General features: G+C 57.0%; 11 protein-coding genes. 9 read left to right on the top strand and 2 right to left on the bottom strand.

Going from position 1 to position 14,318, the window contains the following annotated elements; genetic code table 11:
* Nucleotides 1-6: 6 nt before the first annotated feature.
* The 9 genes from ileS to folA all read left to right on the top strand — a co-directional run bounded on the left by ileS (nucleotide 7) and on the right by folA (nucleotide 12,783).
* Nucleotides 7-2,826 carry an isoleucine--tRNA ligase gene (gene ileS / locus C1N60_RS16765; RefSeq protein ID WP_088516070.1) on the top strand — a complete coding sequence of 940 codons (2,820 nt, stop codon included), beginning with the start codon at nucleotides 7-9 and terminating at the stop codon, nucleotides 2,824-2,826.
* Nucleotides 2,826-3,326 (top strand): signal peptidase II, encoded by a 501-nt coding sequence (gene lspA / locus C1N60_RS16760; RefSeq protein ID WP_021507598.1) that lies wholly within the window; start codon nucleotides 2,826-2,828, stop codon nucleotides 3,324-3,326. The genes ileS and lspA overlap by 1 nt, the downstream gene beginning before the upstream one ends.
* Nucleotides 3,327-3,335: 9 nt before the next feature.
* Nucleotides 3,336-3,806 carry an FKBP-type peptidyl-prolyl cis-trans isomerase gene (gene fkpB, locus C1N60_RS16755; protein WP_021507597.1) on the top strand — a complete coding sequence of 157 codons (471 nt, stop codon included), beginning with the start codon at nucleotides 3,336-3,338 and terminating at the stop codon, nucleotides 3,804-3,806.
* Nucleotides 3,787-4,740, top strand: a complete 954-nt coding sequence (gene ispH / locus C1N60_RS16750; RefSeq protein ID WP_021507596.1) for a 4-hydroxy-3-methylbut-2-enyl diphosphate reductase — start codon at nucleotides 3,787-3,789, stop codon at nucleotides 4,738-4,740. Before fkpB ends, ispH begins: the two co-directional genes overlap by 20 nt.
* Nucleotides 4,741-4,963: 223 nt before the next feature.
* Nucleotides 4,964-5,779: a 4-hydroxy-tetrahydrodipicolinate reductase gene (gene dapB / locus C1N60_RS16745; protein WP_021507594.1), complete on the top strand. Its 816-nt coding sequence runs from the start codon at nucleotides 4,964-4,966 to the stop codon at nucleotides 5,777-5,779.
* A 470-nt stretch (nucleotides 5,780-6,249) separates the two neighbouring features.
* Complete coding sequence (gene carA, locus C1N60_RS16740) at nucleotides 6,250-7,398, top strand: glutamine-hydrolyzing carbamoyl-phosphate synthase small subunit (RefSeq protein WP_394521115.1); 1,149 nt, start codon at nucleotides 6,250-6,252, stop codon at nucleotides 7,396-7,398.
* Nucleotides 7,399-7,411: 13 nt separating this feature from the next.
* Nucleotides 7,412-10,636 carry a carbamoyl-phosphate synthase large subunit gene (carB, locus tag C1N60_RS16735; protein ID WP_021507592.1) on the top strand — a complete coding sequence of 1,075 codons (3,225 nt, stop codon included), beginning with the start codon at nucleotides 7,412-7,414 and terminating at the stop codon, nucleotides 10,634-10,636.
* A gap of 235 nt (nucleotides 10,637-10,871) precedes the next feature.
* Complete coding sequence (locus C1N60_RS16730; protein WP_058774843.1) at nucleotides 10,872-12,014, top strand: porin; 1,143 nt, start codon at nucleotides 10,872-10,874, stop codon at nucleotides 12,012-12,014.
* A gap of 286 nt (nucleotides 12,015-12,300) precedes the next feature.
* Nucleotides 12,301-12,783: a type 3 dihydrofolate reductase gene (folA, locus tag C1N60_RS16725; RefSeq protein ID WP_031279709.1), complete on the top strand. Its 483-nt coding sequence runs from the start codon at nucleotides 12,301-12,303 to the stop codon at nucleotides 12,781-12,783.
* A 234-nt stretch (nucleotides 12,784-13,017) separates the two neighbouring features.
* Here the strand turns inward: folA and apaH are convergent, their stop codons facing one another.
* Nucleotides 13,018-13,887: a bis(5'-nucleosyl)-tetraphosphatase (symmetrical) ApaH gene (gene apaH / locus C1N60_RS16720; RefSeq protein ID WP_394521114.1), complete on the bottom strand. Its 870-nt coding sequence runs from the start codon at nucleotides 13,885-13,887 to the stop codon at nucleotides 13,018-13,020.
* Between the two features lie 52 nt (nucleotides 13,888-13,939).
* The gene (apaG, locus tag C1N60_RS16715; RefSeq protein ID WP_021507588.1) at nucleotides 13,940-14,317 is read right to left on the bottom strand and encodes a Co2+/Mg2+ efflux protein ApaG; all 378 of its coding nucleotides are present in this window, start codon (nucleotides 14,315-14,317) and stop codon (nucleotides 13,940-13,942) included.
* Nucleotide 14,318 lies beyond the last annotated feature (1 nt).

The raw sequence follows: 14,318 nt of genomic DNA, 5'->3' as shown, positions 1-14,318 counted from the left end.
AATCTGATGAGTGACTATAAATCTACCCTGAATTTGCCGGAAACGGGGTTCCCGATGCGTGGCGATCTGGCCAAACGCGAACCGGGAATGCTGCAACGTTGGTATGATGACAACCTGTACGGCATCATCCGCGCAGCCAAAAAAGGGAAAAAAACCTTTATCCTGCATGATGGCCCTCCGTATGCGAACGGCAGCATTCATATTGGTCACTCAGTTAACAAGATTCTGAAAGATATTATCGTTAAGTCGAAAGGCATGGCGGGCTTTGACTCGCCGTACGTTCCGGGCTGGGACTGCCACGGCTTACCGATTGAGCACAAAGTTGAGCAGATGATCGGCAAGCCGGGCGAGAAAGTCAGCGCCGCTGAATTCCGCGCTGCCTGCCGCAACTACGCGGCGGAGCAGGTTGAAGGCCAGAAGAAGGACTTTATCCGCCTTGGCGTGCTCGGTGACTGGGATCGTCCTTATCTGACCATGAATTTCCAGACCGAAGCCAACATCATTCGCGCGCTGGGCAAAATCATCGGTAATGGCCACCTGCACAAAGGCGCCAAGCCGGTGCACTGGTGCATGGACTGCCGTTCCGCGCTGGCGGAAGCGGAAGTGGAGTATTACGACAAAACCTCACCTTCTATCGACGTGATGTTTAACGCGCTGGACGCCGATGCGGTTCGCGCGAAGTTTGGCGTTGCGGCGTCGGAAGGCCCGGTTTCACTGGTTATCTGGACTACCACGCCGTGGACCATGCCGGCAAACCGCGCCATCTCGCTGCATCCGGAATTCGACTACCAGCTGGTGCAGATTGCCGGCCGCAGTCTGATCCTCGCGAAAGATCTGGTGGAATCGGTGCTGAAACGCGCAGGCATCAGTGAGTGGCAGGTGCTGGGCGAGTGCAAAGGCGCCGCGCTGGAGCTGCAGCTGTTCCAGCATCCGTTCCTTGAGCAGATCCAGTCGAAAGTGGTGCTGGGCGAGCACGTCACGCTGGACGCCGGTACCGGTGCGGTGCACACCGCGCCAGGCCACGGTCCGGATGACTATGTGATCGGCCAGAAATACGGCATCGAAACCGCTAACCCGGTCGGGCCGGACGGCGCGTATCTGCCGGGCACCTATCCAACCCTGGATGGCGTTAACGTATTTAAAGCCAACGACATGATCGTTGCGCTGCTGCAGGAGAAAGGCGCGCTGCTGCACGTGGAAAAACTGCTGCACAGCTATCCGCACTGCTGGCGTCATAAAACGCCAATCATCTTCCGTGCGACGCCGCAGTGGTTTATCAGCATGGATCAGAAAGGCCTGCGTGCGCAGTCGCTGAAAGAGATCAAAGGCGTGCAGTGGATCCCGGACTGGGGCCAGGCGCGTATCGAAGCGATGGTCGCTAACCGTCCGGACTGGTGCATCTCACGTCAGCGCACCTGGGGCGTGCCGATGGCGCTGTTCGTCCATAAAGAGAGCGAGCAGCTGCACCCGGATACGCTGGAGCTGATGGAGAAAGTGGCGCAGCGCGTCGAGCAGGACGGTATTCAGGCGTGGTGGGATCTCGATCCGCGCGATCTGATGGGCGATGACGCCGATCACTACGTCAAAGTGCCGGATACCCTCGACGTCTGGTTTGACTCCGGATCGACCAGCTTCTCGGTGGTGGATGCGCGTCCGGAATTTGACGGGCACGCACCGGATATGTATCTGGAAGGCTCGGATCAGCATCGCGGCTGGTTCATGTCGTCGCTGATGATCTCCACGGCGATGAAAGGCAAAGCGCCTTACCGTCAGGTACTGACCCACGGCTTCACCGTCGACGGTCAGGGCCGCAAAATGTCGAAATCAATCGGCAACACCGTGGCACCGCAGGATGTGATGGACAAGCTGGGCGCGGATATTCTGCGTCTGTGGGTGGCCTCAACCGACTACTCCGGTGAGATGGCGGTATCTGACGAAATCCTGAAACGGGCTGCCGACAGCTATCGCCGTATCCGTAACACCGCGCGCTTCCTGCTGGCGAACCTTGCAGGCTTCAACCCGGCGACCGACTGCGTCAGTCCGGAAGAGATGGTAGTGGTGGATCGCTGGGCCGTAGGCCGTGCGCTGGCGGCGCAGCAGGACATTGTGCAGTCGTACGAGAACTACGATTTCCACGAAGTGGTGCAGCGTCTGATGCACTTCTGCTCCATCGAGATGGGCTCGTTCTACCTCGACGTGATCAAAGATCGTCAGTACACCGCGAAGGGCGACAGCCTGGCGCGTCGCAGCTGTCAGACCGCGCTGTGGCATATCGCTGAAGCGCTGGTGCGCTGGATGGCGCCGATCATGTCGTTCACCGCGGATGAGATCTGGGGCTATCTGCCTGGCGAGCGTCCACAGTACGTGTTCACCGAAGAGTGGTATCAGGGCCTGTTTGGTCTGGCGCAGGATGAAGCGCTGAATGATGCTTACTGGGCAGAACTGCTGAAAGTGCGCGGTGAAGTGAACAAGGTGATCGAGCAGGCGCGCAGCGACAAACGCATCGGCGGCGCACTCGAAGCCACCGTCACGCTGTACGCCGATCCGGAACTGGCGGCGAAGCTGCAGGCGCTGGGCGATGAGCTGCGTTTCGTGCTGCTGACTTCGGGCGCGACCGTGGCGGATTACGTGACGGCCAGCGACGAAGCGCAGCAGAGCGAGCTGTTAAAAGGTCTGAAAATCGCGCTGCACAAAGCAGAAGGCGAGAAATGTCCGCGCTGCTGGCATTACACTACTGACGTCGGCCAGAATCCGGAGCATGCTGCGGTGTGTGGACGTTGCTACACCAACGTAGCCGGAAACGGTGAAGTGCGGAAATTTGCCTGATGAGTAAACTGTGCTCAACCGGACTGCGCTGGGTATGGCTGGTGCTGGTGGTGATCGTGGTCGATTTTGCCAGCAAGCAGTGGGTCATGAACAACATGATGCTGCATGAAACCCAGCCGCTGATGCCGTTCCTGAACCTGTTCTACGCGCACAACTATGGCGCGGCGTTCAGCTTCCTGGCAGACAAAGGCGGCTGGCAGCGCTGGTTCTTTGCCGGTATCGCCATCGCCATTGTGGTGTCGCTGCTGGTGATGATGTATCGCAATCGCGCCAGCAATAAATTAACCAACATTGCCTACGCGCTGATTATCGGCGGGGCGCTGGGTAACCTGTTTGATCGTGCCTGGCACGGCTTTGTGGTCGACTTTATCGACTTCTATGTCGGTGACTGGCACTTCGCCACCTTTAACATTGCCGACTGCGGAATCTGCATCGGTGCGGCGCTGGTGGTGCTGGAAGGCTTTCTCAGCCCGAAAGGCAAACAGGTCACGAATAAATAAGGGTAACAGATGACAGACATCGTTCAGCGCGACAGCGCGCTGCTGGTGCATTTTACACTGAAGCTGGAGGATGGCTCGACGGCTGAATCCACGCGCGCCAACGGCAAGCCTGCGCTGTTCCGTCTGGGAGATGGCAGCCTGTCGGCGGCGCTGGAGCAGGAGCTGGTCGGGCGTAAAGTGGGCGATCAGCACGCCTTTACGCTGGAGCCGGAAGACGCCTTTGGCGCTGCCAGCCCGGATCTGATCCAGTACTTCTCGCGCCGTGATTTCATCGACGCGGGCGAGCCGGAAGTCGGTGCCATCATGCTGTTCAGCGGCATGGGCGGTAGCGAAATGCCGGGCGTGATTCGTGAAATTTCCGGTGACTCGATTACCGTCGATTTCAACCATCCGCTGGCGGGTCAGCGCATTAAATTCGAGATTGAAGTGCTGGAGATCGATCCGGTGCTGGAGGCCAGCGATGCAAATCCTGTTAGCTAACCCACGCGGTTTCTGTGCAGGCGTCGACCGCGCCATCAGCATTGTCGAGCGGGCGCTGGAGATGTATGGCGCGCCAATCTACGTGCGTCATGAAGTGGTGCATAACCGCTACGTGGTCAGCAGCCTGCGCGAGCGCGGTGCGATCTTCATTGAAGAGATCAGTGAAGTACCGGACAACGCCATCCTGATTTTCTCGGCACACGGCGTTTCCCAGGCGGTACGCGCCGAAGCGAAAGCGCGCAGCCTCACTATGCTGTTTGACGCCACCTGTCCGCTGGTGACCAAGGTACATATGGAAGTGGCGCGTGCCAGCCGTAAAGGTGTGGAAGCGATTCTCATCGGCCACGCCGGCCATCCGGAAGTGGAAGGCACCATGGGTCAGTACAGCAATCCGAACGGCGGCATGTATCTGGTGGAGTCGCCAGAGGATGTGTTTAAGCTGCAGGTAAAAGATGAAAACAACCTGTGCTTTATGACGCAGACCACGCTGTCGGTGGATGATACCTCGGACGTGATCGATGCGCTGCGTCAGCGCTTCCCGGCAATCATCGGACCGCGTAAGGATGATATCTGCTACGCCACCACCAACCGCCAGGAAGCGGTGCGCGTGCTGGCGCAGGATGCGGAGGTGGTTCTGGTGGTCGGCTCGAAAAACTCCTCCAACTCGAATCGTCTGGCGGAGCTGGCGCAGCGTGCCGGCAAGCTGGCGAAGCTGATTGATTCTGCGGATGATATTCAGGAAGAGTGGGTCAAAGGTGTGCAGTGTATCGGCGTTACCGCCGGCGCTTCAGCTCCGGATATTCTGGTGCAGCAGGTGATTCAGCGCCTGCGTGAGCTGGGCGGCGAAGCGGCGATCGAGCTGATTGGCCGTGAAGAGAATATCGTGTTTGAAGTGCCGAAAGAGCTGCGCGTCGACGTACGCAACGTGCAGTAAGCACTTCAATTTGCTGACAGAAACAGGCCGACAATGTTCGGCCTTTTCTTTATCCTTTGTCACCTCAGCCGTGACTTCCAGCGGGCGGGATTGCTTTTACTGATAATCTATCGCGGCTGGCCTAAAATTCTTATTATCCCGTTATTATTGTGGCGTGACTGTTATCTGACCGTTAACCTGTTTACGCTTTGCATGCATAGTTTTGTATCAGGAATGAATAAATATGAGTGAAATCCGCATTGCTATTGTTGGTGCGCCGGGTCGCATGGGACGCAATCTGATTCAGGCCGCACAGCAGGCGGAAGGCGTGGTGTTAGGCGCGGCGCTGGCGCGCAGCGGTTCCTCGCTGCTGGGGGCGGATGCCGGTGAACTGGCGGGAATCGGCAAAACCGGCGTACGGGTGACTGACGATCTGCGGCAGGTGGTGAATGATTTCGATGTGCTGATCGATTTCACCCGTCCGGAAGGCACGCTGGAATATCTGGCGTTCTGCCGTCAGCATCAAAAAGCGATGGTGATTGGCACCACCGGTTTTGATGAAGCCGGTAAGGCAGCCATCCGAGAAGCAGCTGAAGAGATTGGCATCGTGTTTGCCGCTAACTTCAGCGTAGGCGTCAATCTGGTGCTTAACCTGTTACAGCAGGCGGCAAAAGTGATGGGCGACTATGCGGATATCGAAATTGTGGAAGCGCATCACCGCCACAAAGTGGATGCGCCATCAGGCACAGCGCTGGCGATGGGAGAGGCGATTGCCGACGCCATGCACTGGAAGCTGGATGAGCACGCGGTTTACGCGCGCGAAGGCCATACCGGCGAGCGCAAGGCGCAAACCATCGGCTTTGCCACCGTGCGCGCGGGCGATATTGTCGGTGAGCACACCGCGATGTTTGCGGATATCGGCGAGCGCGTAGAGATTACGCACAAGGCTTCCAGCCGCATGACCTTCGCCAATGGGGCCGTTAAGGCTGCTGCATGGCTAAAAGATAAGAAATCTGGCCTTTATGATATGCGTGATGTGCTGGATTTATCGATGTTGTGAGTGTTGTGAACCATCGTGATGTGGTTATTTCAATCGGTAAGATATTGATTGAACAGGGCAATGTTTTCATTGCCCTTTATTTTGTCTGTAAAATGGCGATCTGATTGTCATTTTTGTTTGTGGTTCTTATTTTTATGATTTATCTGCGCGTTTTCTCGTGTCGGATGGCTTTTTTTGACCATTTGGTCAAAAATTTACGCAGTCAGCTGGTGTTTTGCCATTAATTGCGTCAGGCAACCGATTATTTATCGGAGATCTCTCACTATTTTGTCGCCTTGCTTCACTTTTAACATTCAGTAGCCCGAAATATACAAAAAAATAACCACTCAGGGTAGACAATCACCAGGTCGATCATTAGAATGCGCGCAATTTGCCAAAAATCGAGCGGTCAGGCGGTTTTTGCATTGATTCAGCGCATCATTTTGAATTAATATGCAGATATTGTGACTGTTTATTCCCTGGAGGATGTTTTGATTAAGTCAGCGCTCTTGGTTCTGGAAGACGGAACCCAATTCCACGGTCGGGCCATCGGGGCAACGGGATCGGCAGTGGGGGAGGTCGTTTTCAATACGTCAATGACCGGTTATCAAGAAATCCTCACTGATCCTTCCTATTCCCGCCAGATCGTCACCCTCACTTATCCTCATATCGGCAACGTTGGTGCCAATGCCGCCGATGAAGAATCCAGTCAAATCCATGCTCAGGGCCTCGTCATCCGCGATCTGCCGCTGATTACCAGCAACTTCCGTAGCGAAGAGAGCCTGTCAGCCTATCTGCAGCGCAACAATATTGTCGGTATCGCCGATATCGATACGCGCAAACTGACGCGCCTGCTGCGTGAGAAAGGAGCGCTGAACGGCTGCATCATCGCCGGCGACAGCCCGGATGCGGCGCTGGCGCTGCAGAAAGCCCAGGCGTTCCCGGGCCTGAAAGGCATGGACCTGGCGAAAGAAGTGACCACGGCGGAAACCTATGCGTGGCAGCAGGGGAGCTGGGCGCTGAAAGGCGGCCTGCCCGAGCAGCAAAGTGCCGACGCGCTGCCGTTCCACGTGGTGGCTTATGACTACGGCGCCAAGCGCAACATCCTGCGCATGCTGGTGGATCGCGGCTGTCGCCTGACGGTTGTCCCGGCGCAAACGCCGGCTGATGAGGTGCTGGCGCTGAATCCGGACGGGATTTTCCTGTCAAATGGCCCTGGCGACCCGGAGCCGTGCGACTACGCCATCAGCGCGATTCAGGCTTTCCTGAAAACCGACATTCCGGTGTTTGGTATCTGTCTTGGCCATCAGCTGCTGGCGCTGGCCAGCGGTGCGAAAACCGTGAAGATGAAACTTGGCCATCACGGTGGCAACCATCCGGTGAAAGACCTCGATAACAACACCGTGATGATCACCGCGCAGAACCACGGTTTTGCCGTCGATGAAACCAACCTGCCGGTTAACCTGCGCGTGACCCATGTTTCCCTGTTTGACCAGACCGTACAGGGTATTCACCGCACCGACAAACCGGCGTTCAGCTTCCAGGGACATCCGGAAGCCAGCCCAGGCCCGCACGATGCGGCGCCGCTGTTCGATCACTTTATCGAACTGATCGAAGCTTACCGTTCTAACGCGAAGTAATCAGGAGCCCACGATGCCAAAACGTACTGACATAAAATCTATCCTGATCCTTGGCGCTGGCCCGATTGTGATTGGCCAGGCATGTGAATTCGACTATTCAGGTGCGCAGGCGTGTAAAGCGCTGCGTGAAGAGGGTTACCGCGTCATTCTGGTGAACTCCAACCCGGCCACCATCATGACTGACCCGGAAATGGCGGATGCGACCTACATCGAGCCTATCCACTGGGAAGTGGTGCGTAAAATCATTGAAAAAGAGCGCCCGGATGCGGTGCTGCCGACCATGGGTGGCCAGACCGCGCTAAACTGTGCGCTGGAGCTGGAGCGCCAGGGTGTGCTGGCCGAGTTTGGCGTGACCATGATTGGTGCCACCGCCGATGCGATTGATAAAGCCGAAGACCGTCGCCGCTTCGACGTGGCGATGAAGAGCATCGGCCTTGATACCGCACGTTCCGGTATCGCGCACACCATGGAAGAAGCGCTGGCGGTAGCGGAAGAGGTCGGTTTCCCGTGCATCATTCGTCCGTCATTTACCATGGGCGGCACCGGTGGCGGTATCGCTTACAACCGCGAAGAGTTTGAAGAGATTTGCGAGCGCGGCCTCGATCTGTCGCCAACCAATGAGCTGCTGATTGATGAGTCGCTGATTGGCTGGAAAGAGTACGAGATGGAAGTGGTGCGTGATAAAAACGACAACTGCATCATCGTCTGCTCGATCGAAAACTTTGACGCCATGGGAATTCACACCGGTGACTCCATCACCGTGGCACCTGCCCAAACGCTGACGGATAAAGAGTATCAAATCATGCGTAACGCCTCGCTGGCGGTACTGCGTGAAATCGGTGTCGAAACCGGCGGTTCCAACGTCCAGTTCTCGGTGAACCCGAAAGATGGCCGCCTGATCGTCATTGAGATGAACCCGCGTGTGTCGCGCTCCTCCGCGCTGGCCTCGAAAGCGACCGGCTTCCCGATTGCCAAAGTTGCGGCCAAGCTGGCGGTGGGCTTTACCCTCGATGAACTGATGAACGACATCACCGGTGGCCGTACGCCGGCCTCGTTCGAGCCGTCCATCGACTACGTCGTCACCAAGATTCCCCGCTTCAACTTCGAGAAGTTTGCCGGTGCCAATGACCGTCTGACCACGCAGATGAAATCGGTCGGTGAAGTGATGGCGATTGGCCGCACGTTCCAGGAGTCGATGCAGAAAGCGCTGCGCGGTCTGGAAGTGGGCGCCAGCGGCTTCGACCCGAAAGTGGATCTGGATGATGGCGAAGCCCTGACCCGTATCCGCCGCGAGTTGAAAGATGCCGGTTCTGACCGCATCTGGTATATCGCTGATGCGTTCCGTGCCGGCATGTCAGTCGACGGCGTGTTCAACCTGACCAATGTTGACCGCTGGTTCCTGGTGCAGATTGAAGAACTGGTGCGCCTGGAAGAGCAGGTGGCGCGCGAAGGTGTCAACTCGCTGAGCGCGGATTTCCTGCGTGCGCTGAAGCGTAAAGGCTTTGCCGATGTGCGCCTGGCAACGCTGGCGGGCGTGGCGGAGAGTGAAATCCGCAAGCTGCGTCATCAGTTCAACCTGCATCCGGTTTACAAGCGCGTGGATACCTGTGCGGCAGAGTTCGCCACGGACACCGCCTACATGTACTCCACCTATGAAGAAGAGTGCGAAGCCAATCCTAATCAGGATCGCGACAAAATCATGATTCTGGGCGGCGGGCCAAACCGTATCGGCCAGGGCATTGAGTTCGATTACTGCTGCGTGCATGCGGCGCTGGCGCTGCGTGAAGACGGTTACGAAACCATCATGGTCAACTGTAACCCGGAAACCGTGTCAACCGATTACGACACCTCAGATCGTCTCTACTTCGAGCCGGTAACGCTGGAAGACGTGCTGGAGATCGTGCGCATCGAGCAGCCAAAAGGCGTTATCGTGCAGTACGGTGGCCAGACGCCGCTGAAGCTGGCGCGCGCGCTGGAAGCGGCTGGCGTGCCGGTGATTGGTACCAGCCCGGATGCCATTGACCGCGCGGAAGACCGTGAGCGTTTCCAGCAGGCGGTGGATCGCCTGAAACTGAAACAGCCGGCTAACGCCACGGTGGCGACGCTGGAACAGGCGGTAGAGAAAGCCGCAGGGATTGGCTATCCGCTGGTGGTGCGTCCTTCATACGTGCTGGGCGGCCGGGCGATGGAAATCGTCTATGACGAAGTGGATCTTAAGCGCTACTTCCAGACTGCGGTGTCCGTGTCCAACGATGCGCCAGTGCTGCTGGATCGCTTCCTCGATGACGCGGTGGAAGTGGACGTCGATGCGATTTGCGATGGCGAACGCGTGCTGATTGGCGGCATCATGGAACACATTGAGCAGGCGGGCGTGCACTCCGGTGACTCGGCCTGTTCGCTGCCAGCGTACACCCTGAGCACTGAGATTCAGAACGTGATGCGCCAGCAGGTGGAAAAGCTGGCGTTCGAACTCAACGTACGTGGCCTGATGAACGTGCAGTTTGCGGTCAAGGACAACGAAGTTTACCTGATTGAGGTGAACCCACGTGCCGCGCGTACCGTGCCGTTTGTCTCCAAAGCCACCGGCGTGCCGCTGGCGAAAGTGGCTGCGCGCGTGATGGCTGGTAAAACCCTGGCTGAACAGGGCGTGACCGAAGAGGTGATTCCGCCGTACTACTCGGTGAAAGAAGTGGTGCTGCCGTTCAACAAATTCCCGGGCGTGGACCCGATTCTTGGTCCGGAAATGCGTTCGACCGGTGAAGTGATGGGCGTGGGCCGCACCTTCGCGGAAGCATTCAGCAAAGCTATGCTGGGCGCGCAGAGCAATATGAAGAAGCAGGGGCGTGCGCTGTTGTCGGTGCGTGAAGGCGACAAGAAACGTATTGTTGACCTGGCCGCGAAGCTGCAGAAGTTTGGCTTCGAGCTGGATGCGACGCACGGTACCGCCGTGGTGCTGGGTGAAGCCGGCATCAATCCGCGCCTGGTGAACAAGGTGCACGAAGGGCGTCCGCACATTCAGGATCGCCTGAAGAACGGTGAGTACACCTACATCGTCAACACCACCGCAGGACGCCAGGCGATTGAGGATTCGAAACTGATTCGCCGCAGCGCGCTGCAGTACAAAGTGCATTACGACACCACGCTGAACGGTGGTTTTGCTACCGCGATGGCGCTGAATGCGGATCCGACCGAAAAAGTGATTTCGGTGCAGGAAATGCACGCGCAGATCAAAGGCTAAACCGCCTGCTCTGTGACTAAACGGCCCCGCGCGGGCCGTTTTTTTTGGCCTGTTTTGCCTGTGCTGCATAAGGTTATACGTTACAAATCTATTGATTTGACATAATTTTTATCAGTTGATGCGAAACCAGTTACATTCAGGCGTATCCGCACAAAATTATAAATACCTCCCCGCTAAGCGCACCGTACTATTTCGCTGCTCACTCATAGAGCGCTCACCTTAACGGGATATAAAAATGAAAATGCGTGCTTTCACTCTCAGCGCAGTGGCTGCGTTACTTGTTGCTGCACCTCTCGCCAGTCAGGCGGAAATCACCCTGCTGAAGCAGGATCCGCAGGCCGGCGATCCGCTTAGCCGTCTTGATTTCAAAGTGGGCGGCAGTATTCGTCCGCAGTATCTGCATCAGAACGGGGTTAACGATAAATCGTATAAGCGTAACGGCTACGACGGCGGTTCACGTTTCCGCTTCAGCGCCAACTACTACCTGTTTGACGATGTCAGCTGGGTGGGTTACTACGAGCTGGGCGTTAACTTCCCGGCCTGGTGGGGCTGGGATAACCACTATGCGGACGGTGCCCATAACACCACGCGTCGCCAGCTGTATACCGGTTTCAAAAGCGCATCGCTGGGCGAGCTCTATTTTGGCCAGCAGAACAGCGTTTATTATGATGTCGTCGGCGCTAAAACCGATATCTGGGACTACGATATGCTGGCCCAGGCGCCGGGTAACGGCATCAACGGTGACTACGACGGATCTTACCGCTCGCGCAAGATGCTGAAGTATAAAAACACCTTTGGCGATGCGGATGTCTATGCCGCTTATCTGTTTGAAGATGACGATTATCTGCCGGGTAACGGCCTGCGCTACAAGCGCAAGGGCGGCGGTTCGCTGGGCGTGAACTATCACATCACCAAAGATCTGGCGTGGGGCACCGCGTGGAACTACACTCGCGCAGATATCCGCAATCCGGGCAATGGTGACAGCAAGCGTTACGACCAGAATATCTACGGCACCGCGCTGAGCTGGACGCCGGACAACTGGACGCTGTCGGCCGGTGCGGGCTGGTATGAGAACTTCTCGCCAACCAAACGCAACACCGTTAACAATTACTTCGCGGATGATGCGTGGGGCGTTGAATACTTCGCCGGTTATAAATTCCCGATCGGCCAGTATGCTGTGAAGAGCATCCAGCCTTACTTCATGGGCGATCGTCTGGAGTTCGTCAACGGACGTAACTACAAGCGTATCGATAACGGCGTGGGCGTCAGTGCGCAGCTCGACTACGGTTTCCGCGTCGACTACGAGTACGTGATCACCTCCAGTACCGATAAATCACTGGGCAACGTTAATCTGGTGCGCCTGCGCTACGATTTCTGATACGTAAATCAACGGCTCCTGCGGGAGCCGTTTTTTTGGGTGGGCACAGTGCGCTTTTCTTTACACAGCGCGCGGGCAGCGTGGAGCATCACCCTGAGTTGTAGCGCCTTCACCGCGAATTCTGGCGGCTCTTTCCGCTAACGGCCGCAAAGCCGGAGTAAAACTCTGTCGGTCAGACAAAACGCCGAGCCAAGCGGGCTTTACGTAAATAGCACGGTCGTCCTATCGACGAAAGTTTCACCTTTACGTATCATTGCGCCAATTTTTTTCCTGTAGGTCTTTTAACATGATTAGTTTGATCGCGGCACTGGCAGCAGATCGTATTATTGGCATGGAAAACGCCATGCCATGGCACCTGCCTGCCGACCTCGCGTGGTTCAAGCGCAACACGCTGAACAAACCGGTGATTATGGGCCGTCTGACCTTTGAATCGATTGGTCGCCCGTTACCGGGACGCCTGAATATTGTGGTCAGCAGCCAGCCCGGCAACCATGACGGCGTGACCTGGGTGACGTCGCCGGAAGAAGCGATTGCCGCAGCAGGTGAGGCAGAAGAGATCATGGTGATTGGCGGTGGCCGGATTTATGCGCAGATGCTGGCGCGCGCCGATCGTCTCTATCTGACGCATATCGATGCGGAAGTGGAAGGCGACACCCAGTTCCCGGATTACGAGCCGGACGAGTGGCAGTCGACGTTCAGTGAGTTCCACGATGCCGATGCGCAGAATTCGCACAGTTACTGCTTTGAGATTCTGGATCGCCGCCGTTGATTGTGGCCAGGTGCGCATGAATGCGCACCTTACAACGACAGGGATCAATCGCTGTTTATACATTCCAGGTGCGCATAAATGCGCACCCTACAATGGCAGGGATCAATCGCTGTTTATGACGCGATAAACCTGTGCGATATCAGGCTGATGGCTGTCACGGTACAGATGGTCTTTGTAGGGTCGCCATTTATGGTGACCAAAAAAAAGCCCCGCTAACGTCGCGGGGCTTTTTATTTACTGCATATCGCTCAGGGGGGAGGGCGCATTCACCGCGCTTTCCGCCATGGCCTGGTCACGGTTCGAGACCTGGGTGTAATACTGGCCGCTCTCCCAGTGCAGCAGGGTCAGCGTTCCGCCCCAGCAGCAGCCGGTGTCGAGCCCGATCACATGCTCTGGCGTGCCTTTTCCTTCCAGCGAAGCCCAGTGACCAAAGATTTGCGTATAATCGCTGCCGATTTTGCCGGGCACCTGGAACCACGGTTTCAGCGGCGGCGGCGCTGAGGCGGGTGCCTCTTTGCAGATCATATCGAGCTGACCATTGGGGAAACAGAATCGCATGCGCGTCAGCGCATTGGTGCTGAAACGCAGGCGCGCCAGTCCGCTCAGCTCCGATGTCCAGTTGTTCGGCATGTCGCCATACATGGCATCGAGAAACAGCGGATAGCTGTCGCTGGACAAGACCGCCTCAACTTCGCGCGCGCACTGCTGTGCCGTCTCCAGATCCCACTGCGGCGTAATGCCAGCATGCGCCATCAGCAGCTTTTTCTCTTCATCCACCTGCAGCAGCGGCTGGCGACGCAGCCAGTTAATCAGCTCGTCGGCATCGTCCGCTTCCAGCAGGGGCGTCAGGCGATCCTTGGGCTTGTTACGGCTGATACCGGCATACACTGCCAGCAAATGCAGGTCATGGTTGCCCAGCACCATGCGCACACAGTCTCCGAGCGACCTGACGTAGCGCAGTACCTCAAGCGAACCCGGACCGCGCGCCACCAGGTCGCCGGTCAGCCATAGCTCGTCCTGCTGCGCATCAAAATTGACCTGCGCCAGCAGCGCACGTAATTCGTCATAACAGCCGTGAATATCGCCAATCAGGTATGTACTCATTAAGTCAGTCCGATGAAAACGCGCCGCCCGGACTGGCCGGGCGGAGGAGGAATTAGTGAATGTGGGTTTGCACCGCGAGGCGGAACACCGGAATCTCTACGTGGAAGGTCTCGCCCTCTTCGTCGATCATCACATAGTGTCCCTGCATGGTGCCCATCGGCGTTTCCAGAACCGCACCGCTGGTGTACTGAAACTCATTGCCGGGCGCGATATGCGGCTGCTCACCGACCACGCCTTCACCCTGCACTTCGGTTTCGCGCCCGTTGCCATTGGTGATCAGCCAGTAGCGGCTGCGCAACTGCACGCTGTTGCGCCCGAGATTACGAATAGTGATGGTGTAGGCAAACACGTAACGATCCTCATCGGGAGAGGATTGCGATTCCACATACTGACTCAGTACCTGAACACAAACGCGGGCCAGTTCACTCATG

Source organism: Pantoea sp. SGAir0184 (assembly GCF_043544755.1).
The sequence above is the reverse complement of the archived record's forward strand: the minus strand, read 5'-3'. Positions and strand labels throughout refer to the sequence as shown.

What these genes read in the sequence shown, in the direction of transcription:
- ileS (WP_088516070.1), top strand. Translation starts at nt 7, where the DNA reads ATGAGTGACTATAAATCTACCCTGAATTTGCCGGAAACGGGGTTCCCG.
- lspA (WP_021507598.1), top strand. Translation starts at nt 2,826, where the DNA reads ATGAGTAAACTGTGCTCAACCGGACTGCGCTGGGTATGGCTGGTGCTG.
- fkpB (WP_021507597.1), top strand. Translation starts at nt 3,336, where the DNA reads ATGACAGACATCGTTCAGCGCGACAGCGCGCTGCTGGTGCATTTTACA.
- ispH (WP_021507596.1), top strand. Translation starts at nt 3,787, where the DNA reads ATGCAAATCCTGTTAGCTAACCCACGCGGTTTCTGTGCAGGCGTCGAC.
- dapB (WP_021507594.1), top strand. Translation starts at nt 4,964, where the DNA reads ATGAGTGAAATCCGCATTGCTATTGTTGGTGCGCCGGGTCGCATGGGA.
- carB (WP_021507592.1), top strand. Translation starts at nt 7,412, where the DNA reads ATGCCAAAACGTACTGACATAAAATCTATCCTGATCCTTGGCGCTGGC.
- C1N60_RS16730 (WP_058774843.1), top strand. Translation starts at nt 10,872, where the DNA reads ATGAAAATGCGTGCTTTCACTCTCAGCGCAGTGGCTGCGTTACTTGTT.
- folA (WP_031279709.1), top strand. Translation starts at nt 12,301, where the DNA reads ATGATTAGTTTGATCGCGGCACTGGCAGCAGATCGTATTATTGGCATG.
- apaH (WP_394521114.1), bottom strand. Translation starts at nt 13,887, where the DNA reads ATGAGTACATACCTGATTGGCGATATTCACGGCTGTTATGACGAATTA.
- apaG (WP_021507588.1), bottom strand. Translation starts at nt 14,317, where the DNA reads ATGAGTGAACTGGCCCGCGTTTGTGTTCAGGTACTGAGTCAGTATGTG.